Origin of the sequence: Pseudomonas sp. TH41 (assembly GCF_016650695.1) — a bacterium.
GTDB lineage: Bacteria > Pseudomonadota > Gammaproteobacteria > Pseudomonadales > Pseudomonadaceae > Aquipseudomonas.
This window is the reverse complement of the sequence record NZ_JAEKFH010000001.1, coordinates 78,325-95,512: the sequence shown is the minus strand read 5'-3', so window position 1 is coordinate 95,512 and position 17,188 is coordinate 78,325. Positions and strand designations below refer to the sequence as shown.

At 60.4% G+C, this 17,188-nt stretch carries 16 protein-coding genes; 11 read left to right on the top strand and 5 right to left on the bottom strand.

What is annotated here, in order from left to right:
- Window positions 1-45 precede the first annotated feature (45 nt).
- Window positions 46-666: a GntR family transcriptional regulator gene (locus JFU37_RS00455; RefSeq protein WP_242485679.1), complete on the top strand. Its 621-nt coding sequence runs from the start codon at window positions 46-48 to the stop codon at window positions 664-666.
- 3 nt (window positions 667-669) lie between these two features.
- Here JFU37_RS00455 and JFU37_RS00450 read toward each other — a convergent pair whose 3' ends face one another.
- The 5 genes from JFU37_RS00450 to JFU37_RS00430 form a co-directional block, all read right to left on the bottom strand.
- The gene (locus tag JFU37_RS00450) at window positions 670-2,223 is read right to left on the bottom strand and encodes an ABC transporter substrate-binding protein (protein WP_201111793.1); all 1,554 of its coding nucleotides are present in this window, start codon (window positions 2,221-2,223) and stop codon (window positions 670-672) included.
- Window positions 2,224-2,290: 67 nt separating this feature from the next.
- Window positions 2,291-3,922 carry an ABC transporter ATP-binding protein gene (locus JFU37_RS00445; RefSeq protein WP_201111791.1) on the bottom strand — a complete coding sequence of 544 codons (1,632 nt, stop codon included), beginning with the start codon at window positions 3,920-3,922 and terminating at the stop codon, window positions 2,291-2,293.
- Window positions 3,922-4,794 carry an ABC transporter permease gene (locus tag JFU37_RS00440; RefSeq protein WP_201111789.1) on the bottom strand — a complete coding sequence of 291 codons (873 nt, stop codon included), beginning with the start codon at window positions 4,792-4,794 and terminating at the stop codon, window positions 3,922-3,924. Before JFU37_RS00440 ends, JFU37_RS00445 begins: the two co-directional genes overlap by 1 nt.
- On the bottom strand, window positions 4,791-5,732 hold the full coding sequence (locus JFU37_RS00435) for an ABC transporter permease (RefSeq protein ID WP_201111787.1): 942 nt from the start codon (window positions 5,730-5,732) through the stop codon (window positions 4,791-4,793). The genes JFU37_RS00440 and JFU37_RS00435 overlap by 4 nt, the downstream gene beginning before the upstream one ends.
- 80 nt (window positions 5,733-5,812) lie before the next feature.
- Window positions 5,813-6,946: a C45 family autoproteolytic acyltransferase/hydolase gene (locus JFU37_RS00430; RefSeq protein WP_201111785.1), complete on the bottom strand. Its 1,134-nt coding sequence runs from the start codon at window positions 6,944-6,946 to the stop codon at window positions 5,813-5,815.
- Between the two features lie 1,218 nt (window positions 6,947-8,164).
- Here JFU37_RS00430 and JFU37_RS00425 point away from each other — a divergent pair.
- The 10 genes from JFU37_RS00425 to JFU37_RS00380 are packed head-to-tail and all read left to right on the top strand — an operon-like array spanning window position 8,165 to window position 17,180.
- Entirely contained in the window at window positions 8,165-9,001 is an 837-nt protein-coding gene (locus JFU37_RS00425; protein ID WP_242485695.1) for an ABC transporter ATP-binding protein, read from the top strand.
- A gap of 40 nt (window positions 9,002-9,041) precedes the next feature.
- Window positions 9,042-10,043, top strand: coding sequence for an ABC transporter substrate-binding protein (locus JFU37_RS00420; RefSeq protein WP_201111781.1), 1,002 nt, complete (start codon window positions 9,042-9,044; stop codon window positions 10,041-10,043).
- Between the two features lie 28 nt (window positions 10,044-10,071).
- Entirely contained in the window at window positions 10,072-10,848 is a 777-nt protein-coding gene (locus JFU37_RS00415) for an ABC transporter permease (protein ID WP_201111779.1), read from the top strand.
- Window positions 10,845-11,612 (top strand): SDR family oxidoreductase, encoded by a 768-nt coding sequence (locus JFU37_RS00410; RefSeq protein WP_201111777.1) that lies wholly within the window; start codon window positions 10,845-10,847, stop codon window positions 11,610-11,612. The genes JFU37_RS00415 and JFU37_RS00410 overlap by 4 nt, the downstream gene beginning before the upstream one ends.
- Window positions 11,613-11,630: 18 nt before the next feature.
- Window positions 11,631-12,170 carry a cupin domain-containing protein gene (locus tag JFU37_RS00405; RefSeq protein WP_201111775.1) on the top strand — a complete coding sequence of 180 codons (540 nt, stop codon included), beginning with the start codon at window positions 11,631-11,633 and terminating at the stop codon, window positions 12,168-12,170.
- A gap of 4 nt (window positions 12,171-12,174) precedes the next feature.
- Window positions 12,175-13,059: an alpha/beta fold hydrolase gene (locus JFU37_RS00400; RefSeq protein ID WP_201111773.1), complete on the top strand. Its 885-nt coding sequence runs from the start codon at window positions 12,175-12,177 to the stop codon at window positions 13,057-13,059.
- Window positions 13,056-13,892: an IclR family transcriptional regulator gene (locus JFU37_RS00395; protein WP_201111771.1), complete on the top strand. Its 837-nt coding sequence runs from the start codon at window positions 13,056-13,058 to the stop codon at window positions 13,890-13,892. The genes JFU37_RS00400 and JFU37_RS00395 overlap by 4 nt, the downstream gene beginning before the upstream one ends.
- Window position 13,893: 1 nt before the next feature.
- Window positions 13,894-14,691: an SDR family oxidoreductase gene (locus tag JFU37_RS00390; protein ID WP_201111769.1), complete on the top strand. Its 798-nt coding sequence runs from the start codon at window positions 13,894-13,896 to the stop codon at window positions 14,689-14,691.
- Window positions 14,684-16,366 (top strand): thiamine pyrophosphate-binding protein, encoded by a 1,683-nt coding sequence (locus JFU37_RS00385; protein WP_201111767.1) that lies wholly within the window; start codon window positions 14,684-14,686, stop codon window positions 16,364-16,366. Before JFU37_RS00390 ends, JFU37_RS00385 begins: the two co-directional genes overlap by 8 nt.
- 10 nt (window positions 16,367-16,376) lie before the next feature.
- Window positions 16,377-17,180: an aspartate dehydrogenase gene (locus JFU37_RS00380; RefSeq protein WP_201111765.1), complete on the top strand. Its 804-nt coding sequence runs from the start codon at window positions 16,377-16,379 to the stop codon at window positions 17,178-17,180.
- Window positions 17,181-17,188 lie beyond the last annotated feature (8 nt).

The window sequence follows — 17,188 nt, the reverse complement described above, 5'->3', positions numbered from 1 at the left end:
GGCGTCGACTCACACGCCCACGTCCAAGTTTTGCGGAAGTCACCCTTGAACAAAAAAACGACTGATCGCAGCCAATTGGTGCTGCTGATTTCAAACGACATAAACGCCGGTGTTCTTCCGACCGGCAGCTGGCTCAAGCAGATCGATCTGGAACAACGTTACGGCTGCACACGGCTGGACATCCGTCGCGCACTGGACCAACTGACACTCAAAAACATGGTCGAACACATCCCCAACCGGGGTTACTACGTCCACACCCCTGACCCGGCCCAGGTGTCCGATACCCGCGAAGTTCGCATCGCACTCGAATGTGCAGCGATCGATCAAACGGTCGTCACCGAAGAGCGTTTGCAGGCGCTGGAGATCGTCGCCCAACGCTTCAGTCGCCTGGTGAACGAAGGCACGATGCAAGAGTGCTACAGCGCGAACCTCGAGTTTCATCGCGGGATCTACGACATGTGCACCAACCGGGTGATGATCGAGTTCATTGAAGAAATTCGCAGCCGTCCCCCATCGTCTCCAGGTGGCACCTGGCGCACCCATCTACGCGCCGAGCAGTCGAGCCGCGAACACTTCCAGATACTGGACGCCCTGCGTAACGGTGACCGCGAACACCTCAAGCGACTGATCGCGGCGCACATCCGTCAAACCCCGCTGGAACCATGAACCTCAAGGCTTGATGCTGACGCCCCACAGGCGCGGCTTCTGCCCGATCCAGGCGTCATAGCCCTCGACTTTCTGATTCAGCGCGACGATGTCGAGGCCGTTGTACATGACGATCATCGGTACTTGATCGATGAAGCGCTCATGCAGTTGATCGAAGATTGACTGGCGCTTGGCGACGTCACCTTCCTTCAGTGCCTGGCCCAGCAAATCGATCGCCACCGGATCCTCCCAGACCTTGCGCGACTCTTTGTCCTTGTTACCCGTCACCTGCTCAAAACTCAGCGCCGGGTCGAAGCGAGCCGAATAGGTGAAGGACATCGCCTGATAACGCCCGCTCTGGTAACGCTCAAGCTGAGTGCCCCATTCCATGACTTCAACCTGCGCGTTAATACCCACCGCTTGAAGCATGGCCTGGGCAATAATTGCCAGGTCGTAACTGGGCACCATCGAGCGCTTGTTGGCGACGATCGTCAGCGGTTGGCCGCGATAGCCCGCTTCCTGAAGCAGTTGCACTGCCTTCTGCGGGTCGTAGGTGAAACCGCGTTGCTCGCTGGGGCCGTAGTAGTTGGAGGCCACGCTGATGATGGAGTTATTGGGCACACCGAAGCCGTTGCTCGTGGTCGCGACCAGTTGTTTGACATCGATGGCGGCCGCAATGGCCTGACGAATCCGCTTGTCCTTGAGCAACGGATCGCGGGTCTGGAACATCAGCACATTCATGGTCGCGCTGGGGTCTGTCGAGACCTTGAGCGTGGCGTGGGTCTTGATTTCGGGCAGGTCCGTTTCGGTGACTTCCGCCATGTCCAGATCGCCCGAAAACAGCGCCGCCTTGACCGTCGCCTGATCGGGAATAATCACAAACCGCACTTCATCGGTCAGCGCGTTTTTGCCCCCGGTGTAACCGTCGCGCGGACCGGGCAAGGTCTGGTAGCCCGTGAACTTGTTCAGCGTGACGTACTGTCCGCGCTTCCACTCACCCAACTGATAAGGACCGGTGCCAATTGGCGCCAGAAACTCGCCCTGAGCGTTGACCGAGGCTTTGTTCAGTACACCGGTGCCGCCGCAATCGGTACGCGCCAGCGTGGCCAGGAACATGCCGCTGGGCTTTTCCAGCTCCATGACCACGGTATGCTCATCCGGCGCCGTTACCTTGGTCACTTTGGTCAGGCCGCTGCCATCGAACTCTGGCAGGCAACGCCACTGAGTCTTGGGGTCCATGTCGCGGTTCCAGCTCCAGAGCACGTCGTTGGCAGTCAACGCCTCGCCGTTATGAAACTTCACACCCGGTCGCAAGGTGAAGGTGTAGGTCAGGCCATCGGCGGAGACATCGACCTTCTGTGCCAGCAGCGGTTTGACTTCGCCCTTTTCCCCGTAGGCGACCAAGCCTTCGGTGATGTGCAACACGACGGCATCGGACCGGTCGTCACGATTGACGCCGGGGTCCAGGCTGCGAATATCGGAGTTCATTGCCAGGCGCAAGGTTTGCGCCTGTGCAGCACCGCAACCGATCATGGTCATCATGCTCAGGGTCAAAGCGTTTACTAAAAAACGATTCATAAGCGAGTCCTTGATAAAAGTTGGAACGGGTTCATGCCGCCACCGGTGTGACGGCCTTAAATGTCCTTCACACAGCAGCACTGCTGCGCAACTGATAACTGCCATCGACCAGGCGCACCAACGGATTGGCGGCAGCCAACAGTCGATGAGTGAAGGCGTGTTGCGGGTTATCGAACACCTGCGCGGTGGTGCCAATTTCTACCAGTCGACCTTGCTGCATGACGGCCACGCGGTGGGCAATGCGTTCCACCGCCGCCAGGTCATGCGAGATGAAGAGACAGGCAAAGCCGTACTGCTTTTGCAGGCGCTCGAACAACTCCAGAATTTGCTTTTGAATGGTCATGTCGAGGGCGGAAATCGGTTCGTCGGCGATGACCAGTTTGGGGTGGCGGATCAACGCCCGACCAATCGCCACCCGTTGCCGCTGACCACCTGAAAGCTGATGAGGGAAGCGGTTGGCGAACAGCGGGTCCAGGCCGACATCGTGCAGAATGGTGCGCACACGCTCGGCACGCTGCTCGCGGCTGAGGCCCGGCACATGACGCAGCGGTTCAGCGAGAATGTCCGAAATTCGGGCACGCGGATCGAGGGAAGATACCGGGTCCTGAAAGATCATCTGGCATTGCAATCGATGCTCACGATTGGCGCTTTTGAGGATGTCGATGCCATCGAAAAAGATCTCGCCGGCAATCGGATTGACCAGCCCGACCACCGACCGGCCCAGGGTGGTCTTGCCCGAACCGCTGCCGCCGACCAGCGCCAGTGTTTCACCGGCGGCGATTTGCAGGCTGACGCCATCCACGGCGCGTTTGGCTTTCCCGCGCCACAGGAAACCCTGACGCCCCGGGTGTTCGATGGTGACGTTGCGCATGTCGACCAATGGCGAGGCCAGTGGTGCGCGGTCCAGGTTGCCTCGGGTGGGCAGTGCTTCGAGCAGTTGCCGGGTGTATTCAGCCTTGGGGCCCAGAAGGATCTGTTCGGTCGGGCCGCTTTCGATCGCTTTGCCATGGCGCATCACCACGACTTTGTGGGCGTGGCGCACCACCAGCGACAAGTCATGACTGATGAACAGGATCGCCGTGCCCTCCTCCCGCGTCAGTTCGAGCATCAGCTCGATAACGTCGGCCTGGGCCAGGGTGTCGAGGGCAGTGGTCGGCTCATCGGCAATCAACAGCGCTGGACGCAACAACATGACCGAGGCCAGCATGATGCGTTGCCGCATGCCCCCGGAGAACTCATGAGGAAAGGCATGCAAACAGCGTTGCGGATCATCAATACCGATCCGTCGCAGCATCTCCAAGGATCGGGCAAGAATGGTTTTTTCATCCAGATCCGTGTGCAGGCGCAACCCTTCCGCCATCTGCTGACCGATCGTCATGGTCGGATTAAGCGAGACCATCGGCTCCTGAAACACCATGCCGATCTTCGAGCCACGCACATCGCGCAATTGATCGTAAGGCAAGGCGCAGAGGTCGGTGTCGGCGAACACAATTCGACCGGACGCGACGCGCATCGGCGGCGGTAGCAGCCCGATGACCGCACGCGCCGCCATCGTCTTGCCGCTGCCGGACTCCCCCACCAGCGCGACAATCTCGCCAGGGGCCATGTCGAAACTGAGGTGGTCAACCGCAAGCGAACCCTCGGTGCCCACTTGAATGCAAAGATTACTGACGCGAAGCAAAGGCTTGACGGTATCCATTAGCGACTCATCCGGGGGTCAAGGCGATCACGCAGGGCGTCACCGAAAAGATTGATGCCGATCAGGGCAATAGAGATCATCAAACCAGGGAAAAAGCCCAGCCACGGTGCCGTCACCAGATGCGGCCGACTGGAAGCCAGCATGTTGCCCCAGGTGGCCGCAGGCGGCGGAACGCCCAATCCGAGAAAGCTCAATGCGCTCTCCGAGAGAATCGCCCAGCCAAACATGCTGGTGGCCAGCACAATCAACGGTGCGACGCAGTTCGGTGCGATATGCCGCCACATGGTGTAGAGCTCACTGTTGCCGATGACCCTGGAGGCTTCGATGAATTCTCGTTCACGCAGTGACAACACGGTGCTGCGCACCACGCGCACCACGGTGGGGATATAAGCCAGGCCCAGCGCCAGCACGATGCCGTACTGACTCGCGCCGACAATCGCGAGCAACCCCAGCGCCAACAACATCCCGGGGAATGCCAGCAAGGCATCGTTGACCATCATCAACAGGCGATCCGTCCAGCCGCGCAAGTAACCGGCGAGCAATCCGAACAGCGTGCCGATGCTGATGGCCAGTGTCACCGTCAGCAGACTGATCCACAGACTGGTGCGGGCGCCGATGACGATGCGGCTGAAGACATCGCGACCGAACTCATCGGTGCCCAGGATGTGTGGCCAGGACGGCGCCATAAACCGGTGGGCCAGATCCAGACGCAGCGGGTCATAGGGTGTCCAGACGATGCCGGCCACCGCGAGCAGCACCAATATCACCAGCAGGCTGCCGCCGATCATCGCGTTGAACGGAAGCGGACGCTTGTGCGCCGAGACCTTCGGCACAGCGGCCGGCGGCGCTGTCACTTCGCTTAAAATCTTCATGCTTTCACCCGAGGATCGAACAGCGGATACATCAAATCTACGAGCAGGTTGACCAACACGTAGACGAACGTAATGAGCAACAGGCAGCCCTGCAGCACCGGATAATCACGGGCATAAATGGAGTCGACCATCAGGCGTCCGATGCCCGGAATGGTGAACACCGTTTCGATGACAGCGATCCCGCCCAGCAGGTTGCCGAGGATCAGGCCGATCAGGGTCCAGGTGGGTGCAAAGGCATTGCGCAACGTATGGCGCCACAGCACTGCACGCTCCGATAAACCCTTGGCTCGCGCATGAGCGATGTAGTCCAGGCGCAAGACTTCGATCGAACTGGCCCGCTGCATCCGGATAATCACGCCGCTTTCATGCAACACCAGCGTTGTCACCGGCAAGATGATGTAGGCCAGCGCCTTGCCAAAATCAGCTGAAAACGGCACATACCCCACCACCGGCAGCCAGCCTAATTCCAGGCCAAACACATACAGCAGCAGTAACCCCATCCAGAAACCGGGAATCGACAGTAACAACGTCGCGGTCGTCACCAGCCCCAAATCAACCAGCGTGTCCTGTTTCCACGCCGCCAGCATGCCAAGCGGAACGGCAATCACCGCCGCCAGCGCGACCGAGGTCAGCACGATGGTCACACTGACGCTGAACCTTTCAAGGACCAGCGGCAAAACGGCCTCATGGCTGGTAATCGAAAAGCCCAGATCCCCCTGGAACACGGCCTTGAGCCAGATCAGGTACTGCGCGATCACCGGTTGATCCAGCCCGAGCGACTGTCGCAACTTGATCAGGCTGGCCGGATCAGCCATGTCGCCCAGCATCAAGAGCGCCGGGTCACCGGGTATCAGCCGGATCATTGCGAAGACCGCAATAGAGATCAGCAATAACGTCGGGACCGCCATGGCCAGACGCTGAACGATCAAACGAAACATGTAGGTTCCTCGGTGTTGATACAGCCCTCAATCGGGCAGGGCTCAATCGGACAGGGCTCAGGCCGGCATCTGATCACTATTTACCAGGTGGCGTACCGCGCGTAATCGGATTCCATCTCGAGACGGTACTGCCCAAATGTCCGGTTGATCGCCGGCAAGGAGGCAATTTCCATGAACCCGCTGCCCGGGCGCATCAAAATCATCGCCACCGTTGCCGACAGATTGTCCTCGCCGCTGGAGCTCGGACGCGGTGGACGGCAGACAGCGAAGGGCTTGCCGAAATCATCGAAAAACGCACTTTTCAGATGTTCCAGCGTCAGGCTGCCATGAAAGGGCTTGAGCAATTTTTCGACACGCAGATCGCGATAAAAGCTTTCGGGTGCGCCACCGATACCGGTGTTCTTCAGTTTGATCTGCGCCACCGGGCTGCGCCAATGGTTGGCATGCACCAACAGGTCGTCGACCTCGAACAGCGGGAACACTTCATCAGGTGCACATTCGTAGTTGATGCCAAACCCGGCCGCATGACTGAGCATCATATTGTTCGAACCCGACTTCGGCGTCACCGCCACGGCTTTCATCGACAGGGCGAAATGATTGGCTTCCAGCGCCTTGCGGCGGATCAGCGGCAACGGCACGCCCAGCGTTTGATAATCACGGTCCGATTCCAGGTTGTTCCCCGTGATCGCCGTGCCGATGGAGTTCATGCCCGCGCGGGCCAGCCCGCCGGCTTCGGTGAACGTCAGCAGATCCGGGCCGTCCTCGCGACGAATATGCAGAACGACTCCGGTCTCCGCGCACTCCATGCGCCAGTCCCAGTTCTGGCCATGCAGCACCTCATTGTTCGCGGTAGCGCCCGGAAGAATGATTGCGCCGGTGCAGCCATCCAGTTCCGGTTTGTCCTGCATCGAACGCCGCCCAAGGTGGATGATCTCGGTACGGGCATTGATGAGCACAATGGCTTCGAAGTCGTGACCGGAGCCTTCGGCAATGCCGCGCATCTCTTCCAGGTACAGCGGCTCGAACGCTTCGATATTAGGAATGAATTGATTGACCAATCGCTTGATACCGGCCCAGTCATAACCCATGTCCAACAGTTGCTGACCGTAGATTTCAATGCTGCGAGCGATGATTTGTGGGCAGGCCTTGCCATATTGCACGCCTCGGGCAAATGGCCCGCCACTCAGTTCGATACACGGAAATTGACCACTCATGCCCTGCCCTCACTTAGGTTGAGCTAGACCTAGAGCAAGGATCAGACCAATTTTGAAAAAACCCAATCATTATTGGCGCCAATTTGAAATCCAATAAATTATTAGCTGCAAAATGCACCGGTTTTGGCCAGGAAATTGGGTAGTAAATTCACGAATGGGTAAAAAGGTGGCACAGGATTGATGTGCTACTTGTGATCCCTGCAATCTGGAAAGGCAGGCTTTGGGCAGGATTGGGTGGGTACAGATCCATCGCTGCGGTAACGACTGCTGGCGGTTTCGCTTTTACGAGTCACTTTCGAAAAGCCGGAATGCCGGCCCGGGCGACAGTAATCAAAGCGCTTTTGCCCTGCCATTCGGCCTCTGGGAAAGGGGCGGCAGATCTGAAGCCAAAGCGAAGCAACGGCAAGATCAAAAGATCGCAGCCTTCGGCAGCTCCTACAGCGCGCACGCATTCCCCTGTAGGAGCTGCCGAAGGCTGCGATCTTTTGATCTTGATGCACCGCCATCGCGAGCAGGCTCGCTCCCACAAAAAGCAGATCGGCGTACACGCTTCGCTTTTCACCACTCAACAGGCCGAGCGTTAGCTCGCCTGCAGCTTTTGATCTCGATGCACCGCCCCCTCGAGAGGCCGAGTGGAGGTTCTGCGCAGTGGGCAACCCGGCATGGATGCCGGGTTAGCCGCGCACGGCCATGGATGGCCGATCGTGGCGGGCCCACGGAGCAGGACCGGAGCGAGGGCATGCCGAGCCCAGGCGAGGCACCGAACGAAAGGGGCAAGAGCCCTTGGTTACTTGGGGCTTTTCCAAGTGACTCGCCGTAAGGGCGAAACCGCCAGCAGCCATCACCTAAAAAACGGATTGAACAGCATTAGCAGCCTATAGGGAGTTCTCTCCTTTATAGGTACCCAGCAAAAATCACACCCCTTGTTTCACCTGCAAAACAAATCCGCTATTTCCCCGCGCCGGACGTTACTTAAAAAAGCATCTCCTCCTCGCTATCCCCCATCACCCGCACAACCAATGTGCAATTTCGTGCCGTATAAGAAACTACGTTTCACCTATGAAACACCAACAAATCAATAAAAATCACGTAACCCATTAATAAAAAAGACTTTTCAAACAAAAAACCACCTTGGCAAAACGCTGGCATTGTTCATGCACTAAACACCGTATCACCTATAAAACAGACCAGAGACCCTTCCCAATGGCTGTGAACGAGATGTACGCCATCGCCCCTCAATGGAATAAACCCGCTCCCAAGGAAGACCAGGAGCCCACCGAAATTGAATTCCGCAATGTCGGTAAATGTTTCCCGGCCAAAGGAAAGTCCGAAGCGCCGTTTGCCATTCGCGACGTCAATTTCAAGATTCGCCGCGGTGAAGTGGTGTCGATCATCGGCCCTTCCGGGTGCGGCAAGAGCACCATTTTGAACATGGGCTCTGGCCTGTACCGGCCGACTGAAGGCGAAGTGTTCGTCGGCGGTGAAGTGGTGACCGGTCCGGTGCGCCGGGTCGCATTCATGCTGCAAAAAGACCTGCTGATGCCATGGCGCAGCATTCGCCGCAATGTCGAACTGGGCCTGGAAATTCAAGGTGTTCCAGCCGCCAAGCGCCAGGCGGTGGCCAAAGATCTGCTTGATCGCTGCCACCTGCAAGGCTTTGCCGACCACTACCCGTTCCAGCTGTCCGGTGGCATGCGCCAGCGCGCTGCCCTGGCCCGGACGCTAGCCATCGACCCGCAAGTGCTGTTCCTCGACGAGCCGTTTTCGGCGCTGGATGCGCAGACCAAGATGATCCTGCAACAGGACTTGGCGCGGATGCTGTTCGATGAAAAGAAAACCGCGCTGTTCATTACCCATGACCTGATCGAAGCCATCGCCATGTCCGACCGGCTACTGGTCATGAGCGCCCGCCCCGGCACCATCATCGAAGAAATCAGCATTGACCTGCCGTTTCGCGACAACCCGCTGGAGCGCCGCAAGTTGCCGGAAATCGGCCCGCTGGTGGGTCGCCTGATGGAGTTGTTGCAAGTCAGCGAAGACACCGAACTGCATTGACCAACCCCCATCGCGGCCATCAACCGATTCAGGAGTACGCATGTTCAAGTCTCTGTTTCAACGCTTCAGCCAGGCCACCGGCCTCGCACTCGGCCTGGGCATGGCATTCACCGCCCAAGCACAGCCGACCGACGTTACCTATTTGTTGCCGGCGCCGCCGAACCTGCCGGCCTTCGCTCCGTGGATCATCGCCCAGCAGAAGGGTTACTACGCGGCCCAGAACCTGAACATGAACTTCATCGCGGCCAAGGGCGGTGTGGACGTGGCGAAACAGATCGGTGCGGGTAACGCCATGCTCGGTGGCGCCCTCGGTGATACACCGATTGTGGTACGGGCTAATGGGATTCCGGTGCGCGACGTCGCGGTGCTGGGCGCCGGCGGCGTCACCATGATTGCGACCAATGCTGCGGAAAATATCAATTCGATCACCGACCTCAAGGGCAAGACGGTGACCGTGATGTCCTACTCCGACACCACTTACTACGCCTTGCTCGCCTCCCTGCGGAAAGCCGGCCTGAGCAAAAACGATGTGAACATTCAGGCCGCCGGGCCTGCCGGTGTCTGGCAGCTGTTCTCGGCCGACAAAGCCGTGGCGATGGCCGGTGTGCCGGACTGGGTGGTCAACGCCGAAGAAGCCGGGTTGAAGATCAAGCTGATCCCGCAAGCGCAGATCTTCGAAAGCATGGCCCAGTCGATCCTCGCCTCCGACGATGCCATCAAGAATCACCCGGATATCGTTCGCGGCACCGTCCAGGCCACCCTGCAGGGTATGCGCGACATCATTCAGGACCCGCGCGCTGCCGCAGTGACCTTTGCCAAGGCTGTTCCCGCCTATGCCGGCAAGGAAGAGTCGCTGGAGAAAATCTTCAAGCTCTACGTCGAGCACGTCTATGCCAACCAGGCCGTACTGGGCCGAATCGATCCGGCGCGACTGGAAGCGGTCCGCCAGTTCTACGTCAGCGAAGGCATCGTCACCCAGGAACCGAAGCTCGACGATCTCTACACCAACCAGTTCATCGACACCCAAACAGCCGCGCAATAACGGCGAGTGACAACAAGGTACCGATACGATGAAAAACCTCAATAACTCCGTGTTTGGCAGCGTCGCCCTGCTGATCCTGTTCCTGGTGCTTTGGCAATGGGGTCCGGGACTGCTCGGCATGCCCGAATTCGTCATGCCGAAATTGAGCCGGGTGGCCCAGGAAAGCCTGGTGATGTGGCATACCGGCGGCTTGCTGCAACACACCCTGATCACCGCATTCGAAATCATTGTCGGCTTTGGCCTGGGCGCCCTGCTCGGTGTCGCGATCGGCGTGTCGCTGGGCCTCTCGCCCGCCGCAGAGGCCATGCTGTCGCCGTATATTCTGGCGCTGCAAATCGCCCCGAAAGTCGCCTTCGCTCCGCTGTTCGTGATGTGGCTGGGCTACACCATCTACCCGAAGATTCTGATCGCCATTTTGATCGTGTTCTTCCCGGTGATGATCAACGTGCTCTCGGCGATCCGCACCGTTGACCCGGACATGATCAACCTGGTCCGGACCATGAACGCCAGCCGCTGGCAGATTTTCCGCCTGGTGGAATTCCCCTCGGCCATGGCCGCGCTGTTCTCCGGCCTGCGCATTGCTTCGACCCTGGCCGTGATCGGCGTCACCGTCGGTGAATTGGTCGGCGGCAACCAAGGCCTGGGCTTCCTGCTGGTCGATGCCGAAGGCCAGGGCAACACCGCGGGTGTGTTCGTCGCCATCGTCATGCTCACGCTGATCGGTGTGCTCGCTTACGGCGCAGTGGTCTGGGCCGAGAAACGCGTCCTGCACTACATGCCCAAAGCCATGCTGAGCACCCAATGATGACGACCCTCAACCGTTTACTCGAAGGCCGTCGCGTACTGGTCACCGGAGGCGCCCGCGGTTTGGGATACGCCTTTGCCCAGGCCATTGGCCGGGCCGGTGCCCACGTGGTGATCGCCGATATTCTCGCCGAGCGCGTCCAGCAATCAGCCGCCGAACTGGTCGCTGAAGGCCTGACCGTGCATGGCGTGACCGTCGATCTTGCGCAACCCGATTCGATCGACGCCTGCATCGCTGAAACCACCCGATTGCTCGGTGGGCTCGACGGTCTGGTGAACAACGCCTCGATCACCAATTCCGGCGGCAAGACCTGCGAAGAACTGAGCCTCGACACCTGGGATCAGGTGATGCAAGTCAATGTGCGCGGCACCTGGTTGATGACCAAAGCCTGTCTGCCGGCCCTGCGCGCCAGCGGTCATGGCGCCATCGTCAACCTGGCGTCCGATACTCCACTGTGGGGCGCACCAAACCTGCTGGCGTATGTCGCCAGCAAGGGCGCAATCATCGCCATGACCCGCAGCCTGGCCCGCGAACTGGGGACCGACAACATCACGGTCAATGCCATCGCGCCCGGCCTGGTGCTGGTCGAAGCCACCGCCTACGTGCCCGAAGCCCGTCACCGTTTGTACAACGACCAACGGGCCATTCAACGCCCGCAACTTCCCGAAGACGTCAGCGGCGCCGTGCTGTTCGCGCTGTCCGACCTCGCCCGTTTCATCACTGGACAAACCTTGCCGGTCAACGGCGGGTTCGTCATGCCTTGACTTGATCTGGAGACAGCCATGACCGATTTATCAGCACAGCAAGACACCCCGAAAAGTTGGGAACAGCCTGCCGGCAGCGACCTCGAAAGCTGGATGAAAACCCGCATCGCCCGCTACGACACGCGCAAGTACGACTGGAACGCACTGAAATTCCAGGCCGACTACGACCCCAAATTCCGTCGCGCGCAAATGCGCTACATCGGCACCGGCGGCACCGGCGTAACGACCGACATGAACACCATCCCGTCGGAGAACTTCACGTTCTCCACCATGGTGATTCCAGCCGGTCACGAAGGCCCGCCACACCTGCACACCGACGTTGAAGAAGTGTTCTTCGTGCTGCGCGGCAAACTCAAGGTCGTGATCGAGAAGGACGGCGAGCGTTTCGAAACCATCCTCACCGACCGTGATGTGATTTCCGTGCCGCCCGGCGTGTACCGCGAAGAGATCAACATCGGCGACGAAGATGCGCTGATGTGCGTGATGCTCGGTGCGAAAAAACCGCTGACCCCAACCTACCCGCCAGAACACCCTCTGGCCTCGATCAAGCGCGGATAAGCCCATGTTGCACGCCATCGATCATCTCGTCCCGCAGCTTACAGCTGACCTTGAAGCACGGCTGGCCCTGCACTTCCCCTTGCGCACGCTGGAGGTCGCCGGCGGGCGCCAGGCCTTTCGCGAATGCGGAACTGGGCCGGCCATTGTGTTGTTGCACGGGATCGGCTCGGGCTCGGCGTCGTGGTTGGAGGTGGCGCAAGAACTTGGCCAGAGCGCTCGGGTGATTGCCTGGGACGCTCCCGGCTACGGTGATTCCACGCCGCTGCGATCGCTGGCCCCCGACGCGTCGGACTACGCCGAACGACTGCTGCAGATGCTAGACGCACTGGGCATCCAGCGCTGTGTGCTGGTGGGTCATTCCCTCGGGGCGATCACTGCCACGGCATTCGCCAGCGGCGTGCACCGACAGCGAGTCAGCCGGCTGGTGTTGATCAGCCCCGCCCAGGGTTACGGTCATCCATCGCGCGCCTTGCTGCGCCAGGAAGTCCGCGGCAAACGCCTGCAGGCCCTGGAACAACTGGGCATTCAACACATGGCCGAGCAACGCAGTGCCTACATGCTGTCACCCACCGCCAGCCCGAAAGCACAGGCCTGGGTGCAATGGAACATGGCGCGGCTCAACCCCGATGGCTATCGCCAGGCCATTGAATTGTTGTGCGGCGACGACCTGCTGCGCCACGCGCCGCTGTCGATGCCTTGCGAAGTGCATTGCGGCGAAGCCGATGGCATTACCGCTCCCGAAAGCTGCCTGACCCTGGCCAAGGCCTTGGGCGGGACGTTCAACCTTATTGCCGATGCCGGGCACGCCAGCCCCATCGAACAACCTTGTGTGGTAGCGGGTCGTCTGGCCTTCGCCATCAAAGAATCCCTGACAGGTGCATCGCTATGAACGATTCAGATCTGCTAAAGGACGCCCAGGACAAATACATCGTGCCAGGTCTGGAGCGCGGCTTGCTGCTGCTGTGCGAGTTCAGCCGGCGCAATCGCACGCTGACCGCACCGGAACTGGCCCGGCGCCTGGCGCTGCCGCGATCGACCATCTTTCGCCTGCTCACGACGCTGGAAACCATGGGTTTCGTCACCCGCAGCGGCAACGAATACCGGCTCGGTATGTCGGTACTGCGCCTGGGCTTTGAGTACCTGGCTTCGCTGGAACTGACCGAACTCGGCCAGCCGCTACTCGCCCGTTTGTGCGACCGCCTCAACTACCCGAGCAACCTGGTCGTGCGCGATGGCCGCTCGATTGTCTATGTCGCCAAAGTCTCGCCGCCCTCCGTGTTCTCCAGTGCCGTGAACGTCGGTACCCGCCTGCCCGCCCACGCCACCGTCCTCGGCCGCATCCTGCTCGAAGACCTGTCGCTGGCCGAGTTGCGCGAGCTGTACCCGGAAGATCACTTGGAACAGTTTTCGCCCTGCACGCCAAAAACCGTGATGGAACTGTTTGACCTGGTGCAAGCCGACCGTCAGCGCGGTTTCGTCAGCAGCGAAGGCTTCTTCGAGTCAACGATCTCGACGGTCGCCGCCCCGGTGCGTGATGAGACGAGCCGGATTGTCGCCGCATTGGGCGTGACCATCCCGACTGCGCAGATCGCTCACGTCAACTTCAACGAACTGCTCTTGCAAGTGCGTCGCAGCGCCGACGAACTGTCGCGCCTGCTCAATTACAACAGCGCTGCTGGCCACGACGGCCAGCACCGCGTGACTGCCTTGATGAGGGATTGAGATGAGTCTCTATCAACTGCACAACAGCACCGCGATTGTCACCGGAGGTTCTTCGGGGATTGGCCTGGCCTGCGTCGAGTTGTTGCTCGAAGCCGGCGCAGCCGTGGCCTTCTGCGGTCGCAACGAAGATCGCCTGCGCAACGCCGAGGCCGGATTACGCCAACGCTTCCCCGAAGCGCGGTTGTTGGCCCACGTCTGCAATGTGCTGGACGCCGATTCGGTCAACGCCTTTGCCGCCGCCAGCCTCGCGGCATTGGGACCGGCCAGCGTGCTGATCAACAACGCTGGGCAAGGCCGGGTGTCGACCTTCGCCGACACCACGGACAGCGCCTGGACCGAAGAGTTGAACCTGAAATTTTTCTCGGTGATCAACCCGGTTCGCGCGTTCAAGGCACAGCTTGAACGCCAAACGAATGCGGCCATCGTCTGCGTCAATTCGCTGCTGGCCAGCCAGCCGGAGCCGCACATGGTCGCCACCTCGGCCGCTCGCGCAGGCGTCATGAACCTCGTGCGTTCGATGGCCACCGAATTTGCCAGTGAGGGCATTCGGGTCAACGGCATCCTGATTGGCCTGGTCGAATCCGGGCAATGGCGCCGCCGTTTCGAAGCCCGTGAAGAGCGGGATCTGGACTGGACCCAATGGACCGCCCAGCTGGCGCAACGCAAACACATTCCCTTGGGGCGCCTGGGCCTGCCGATTGAAGCGGCCCGCGCGATCCTGTTCCTGGCCTCGCCTCTGTCGGCTTACACCACAGGCAGCCATATCGATGTTTCTGGAGGCCTGTCTCGCCATGCGTAATGAAAATACTGTCACCGTTGGCGCTGCCATCACCGCATTTCTCGAACAGTGCGACGTTAAAGCCGCGTTCGGCGTTATTTCGATCCACAACATGCCGATCCTCGATGCGTTCGCCGTGCGTGGCAACATTCGTTTTGTCATGGCCCGCGGTGAAGCCGGCGCCACTAACATGGCCGACGCCTATGCCCGCACCACCGGTGGCCTGGGTGTATGCCTGACCTCCACCGGCACCGCGGCCGGCAACGCTGCCGGCGCCATGGTCGAAGCACTGACCGCCGGCACCCCGCTGCTGCACATCACCGGGCAGATCGAAACGCCGTACCTGGATCAGGAATTCGCTTACATCCATGAAGCCCGCGACCAACTGACCATGCTCAAGGCCGTGTCGAAAGCCGCGTTCCGTGTGCGCAGCGTCGACACCGCGATCAGCACCCTGAAGCTGGCCGTGCAAACCGCGCTGACCGCCCCCACCGGTCCGGTCAGTGTCGAGATCCCGATCGACATCCAGTCGACCTTCATCACGATGCCAACCGACTTGTCGCCGCTGCCGATTCCGGTGGCCGTGCCCGCGCCGGAAGCGCTGGATCTGGTGGCCGAACGTCTGGCCACTGCCACGCGTCCATTGCTGTGGCTTGGCGGCGGCGCGCGGCATGCCGGGCCTCAAGTCAAACGCCTGCTGGACATGGGCGTCGGCGTGATCACCTCGACTCAAGGTCGCGGCGTGGTCAACGAAGATGACGAGCGCTGCCTCGGCGCGTTCTCGCAAAACAAACTGGTCGAACAGTTCCTGCAAAGCTGCGACGCCCTGCTGATCGCCGGCTCACGCCTGCGCAGCAACGAAACGTTCAAGTACGCGTTGAAGCTGCCACGTAATACCTTGCGTATCGACGCCAACCCGGCCATTGAAGGTCGCAGCTATAACAGCGAGCTATTTATCTGCGGTGATTCGGCGCTGGCGCTCGAAGGCCTGGCCGATCGTCTGGAAGGTCGTCTGCACATAGACCCGACGTTCCTCGCCGACCTTAAGGACGTGCGCGAAAAATCCCGCACGCAACTGATCGCCGACCTCGGCCCGTACTCGGCCATGGTCGAACAACTGCAAGCGATGACCGGGCGCAATTTCTCCTGGGTGCGCGACGTCACGTTGTCCAACAGCATCTGGGGCAACCGCTTGCTGACCCTGTTTCACCCGCGCTCCGGCGTGCATGCCCTGGGCGGCGGCATTGGCCAAGGCCTGTCGATGGGCATCGGCGCGGCAGTCGCTGCGGCGGAAACCGCGCCTGAACGCAAAGTCTTCGCCCTGGCCGGTGACGGCGGTTTCATTCTCAACCTCGGCGAACTGGCGACGCTGGTGCAAGAGAACGCCAACGTGGTGATTCTGCTGATGAACGATCAGCGTTACGGCGTGATCCGCAATATCCAGGACGCGGTCTACGGCAGCCGTCATTGCTACGTCGACCTGCACACACCGGACTACTCGAAGCTGGCTGAATCGCTGAACCTGCGCCACGGCCTGGTCACCGACCTGAAGGATTTCGGCAGTGTTGTCGACACCGCGCTCGGTCAACCGGGCCCGTTCCTGCTGGAAGTCGACATGCTCAGCGTCGGCAGCTTCGCCACGCAATTCGCCGGTCCGCCCAACAGCGAAACCAAAGCGCAAAAAGCCACGGCCTGAGGAATTCGTCATGTTGCATATCACCATGATCGGCTGCGGCGCCATTGGCGTCGGCGTGCTCGAACTGCTGGAGAAAGACCCGCAGTTGTGCGTCGACTACGTCATCGCCTCGGCCGGCTCTGAAGAGCTGGTGCGCCAGCGGCTGGCGAGTTTCAAGCAGCCTCCGCAAGTGCTGACCGCGTTGCCGGCCGACGCGCGCCCCGACCTGTTGGTCGAATGCGCCGGTCACCGCGCCATTGAAGAGCATGTGTTGCCGGCGCTGGAGCGTGGCATCGCCTGCCTGATTGTCTCGGTGGGCGCGCTGTCCGAAGTCGGCCTGGTCGAACGTCTGGAAGCCGCCGCCGAACGCGGGCAAACCCGCATCGAGTTGCTGCCCGGCGCCATCGGCGGCATCGACGCGCTGTCGGCGGCGAAAGTGGGCGGGCTGGACTCGGTCAATTACACCGGACGCAAACCGGCGCGCGCCTGGAAAAACACCCCCGCTGAACAGGTCTGTGACCTGGACAGCATTACCGAAGCCACGGTGATTTTTGAAGGCAGCGCCCGCGAAGCGGCACACCTTTATCCAAAAAACGCCAACGTCGCCGCGACCTTGTCGCTGGCCGGCCTCGGCCTGGATCGTACGCATGTGACGCTGATTGCCGACCCGTCGAGCGAAGAAAACGTGCATCACTTCGAAGCGCGCGGTGCCTTTGGCGGTTTCGAACTGAGCCTGCGTGGCAAACCGCTGCTGGCCAACCCGAAGACCTCGGCGTTGACCGTTTACAGCGTCGTCCGCGCCTTGGGCAACCACGCCCACGCGATTTCGATTTAGGGGACAGC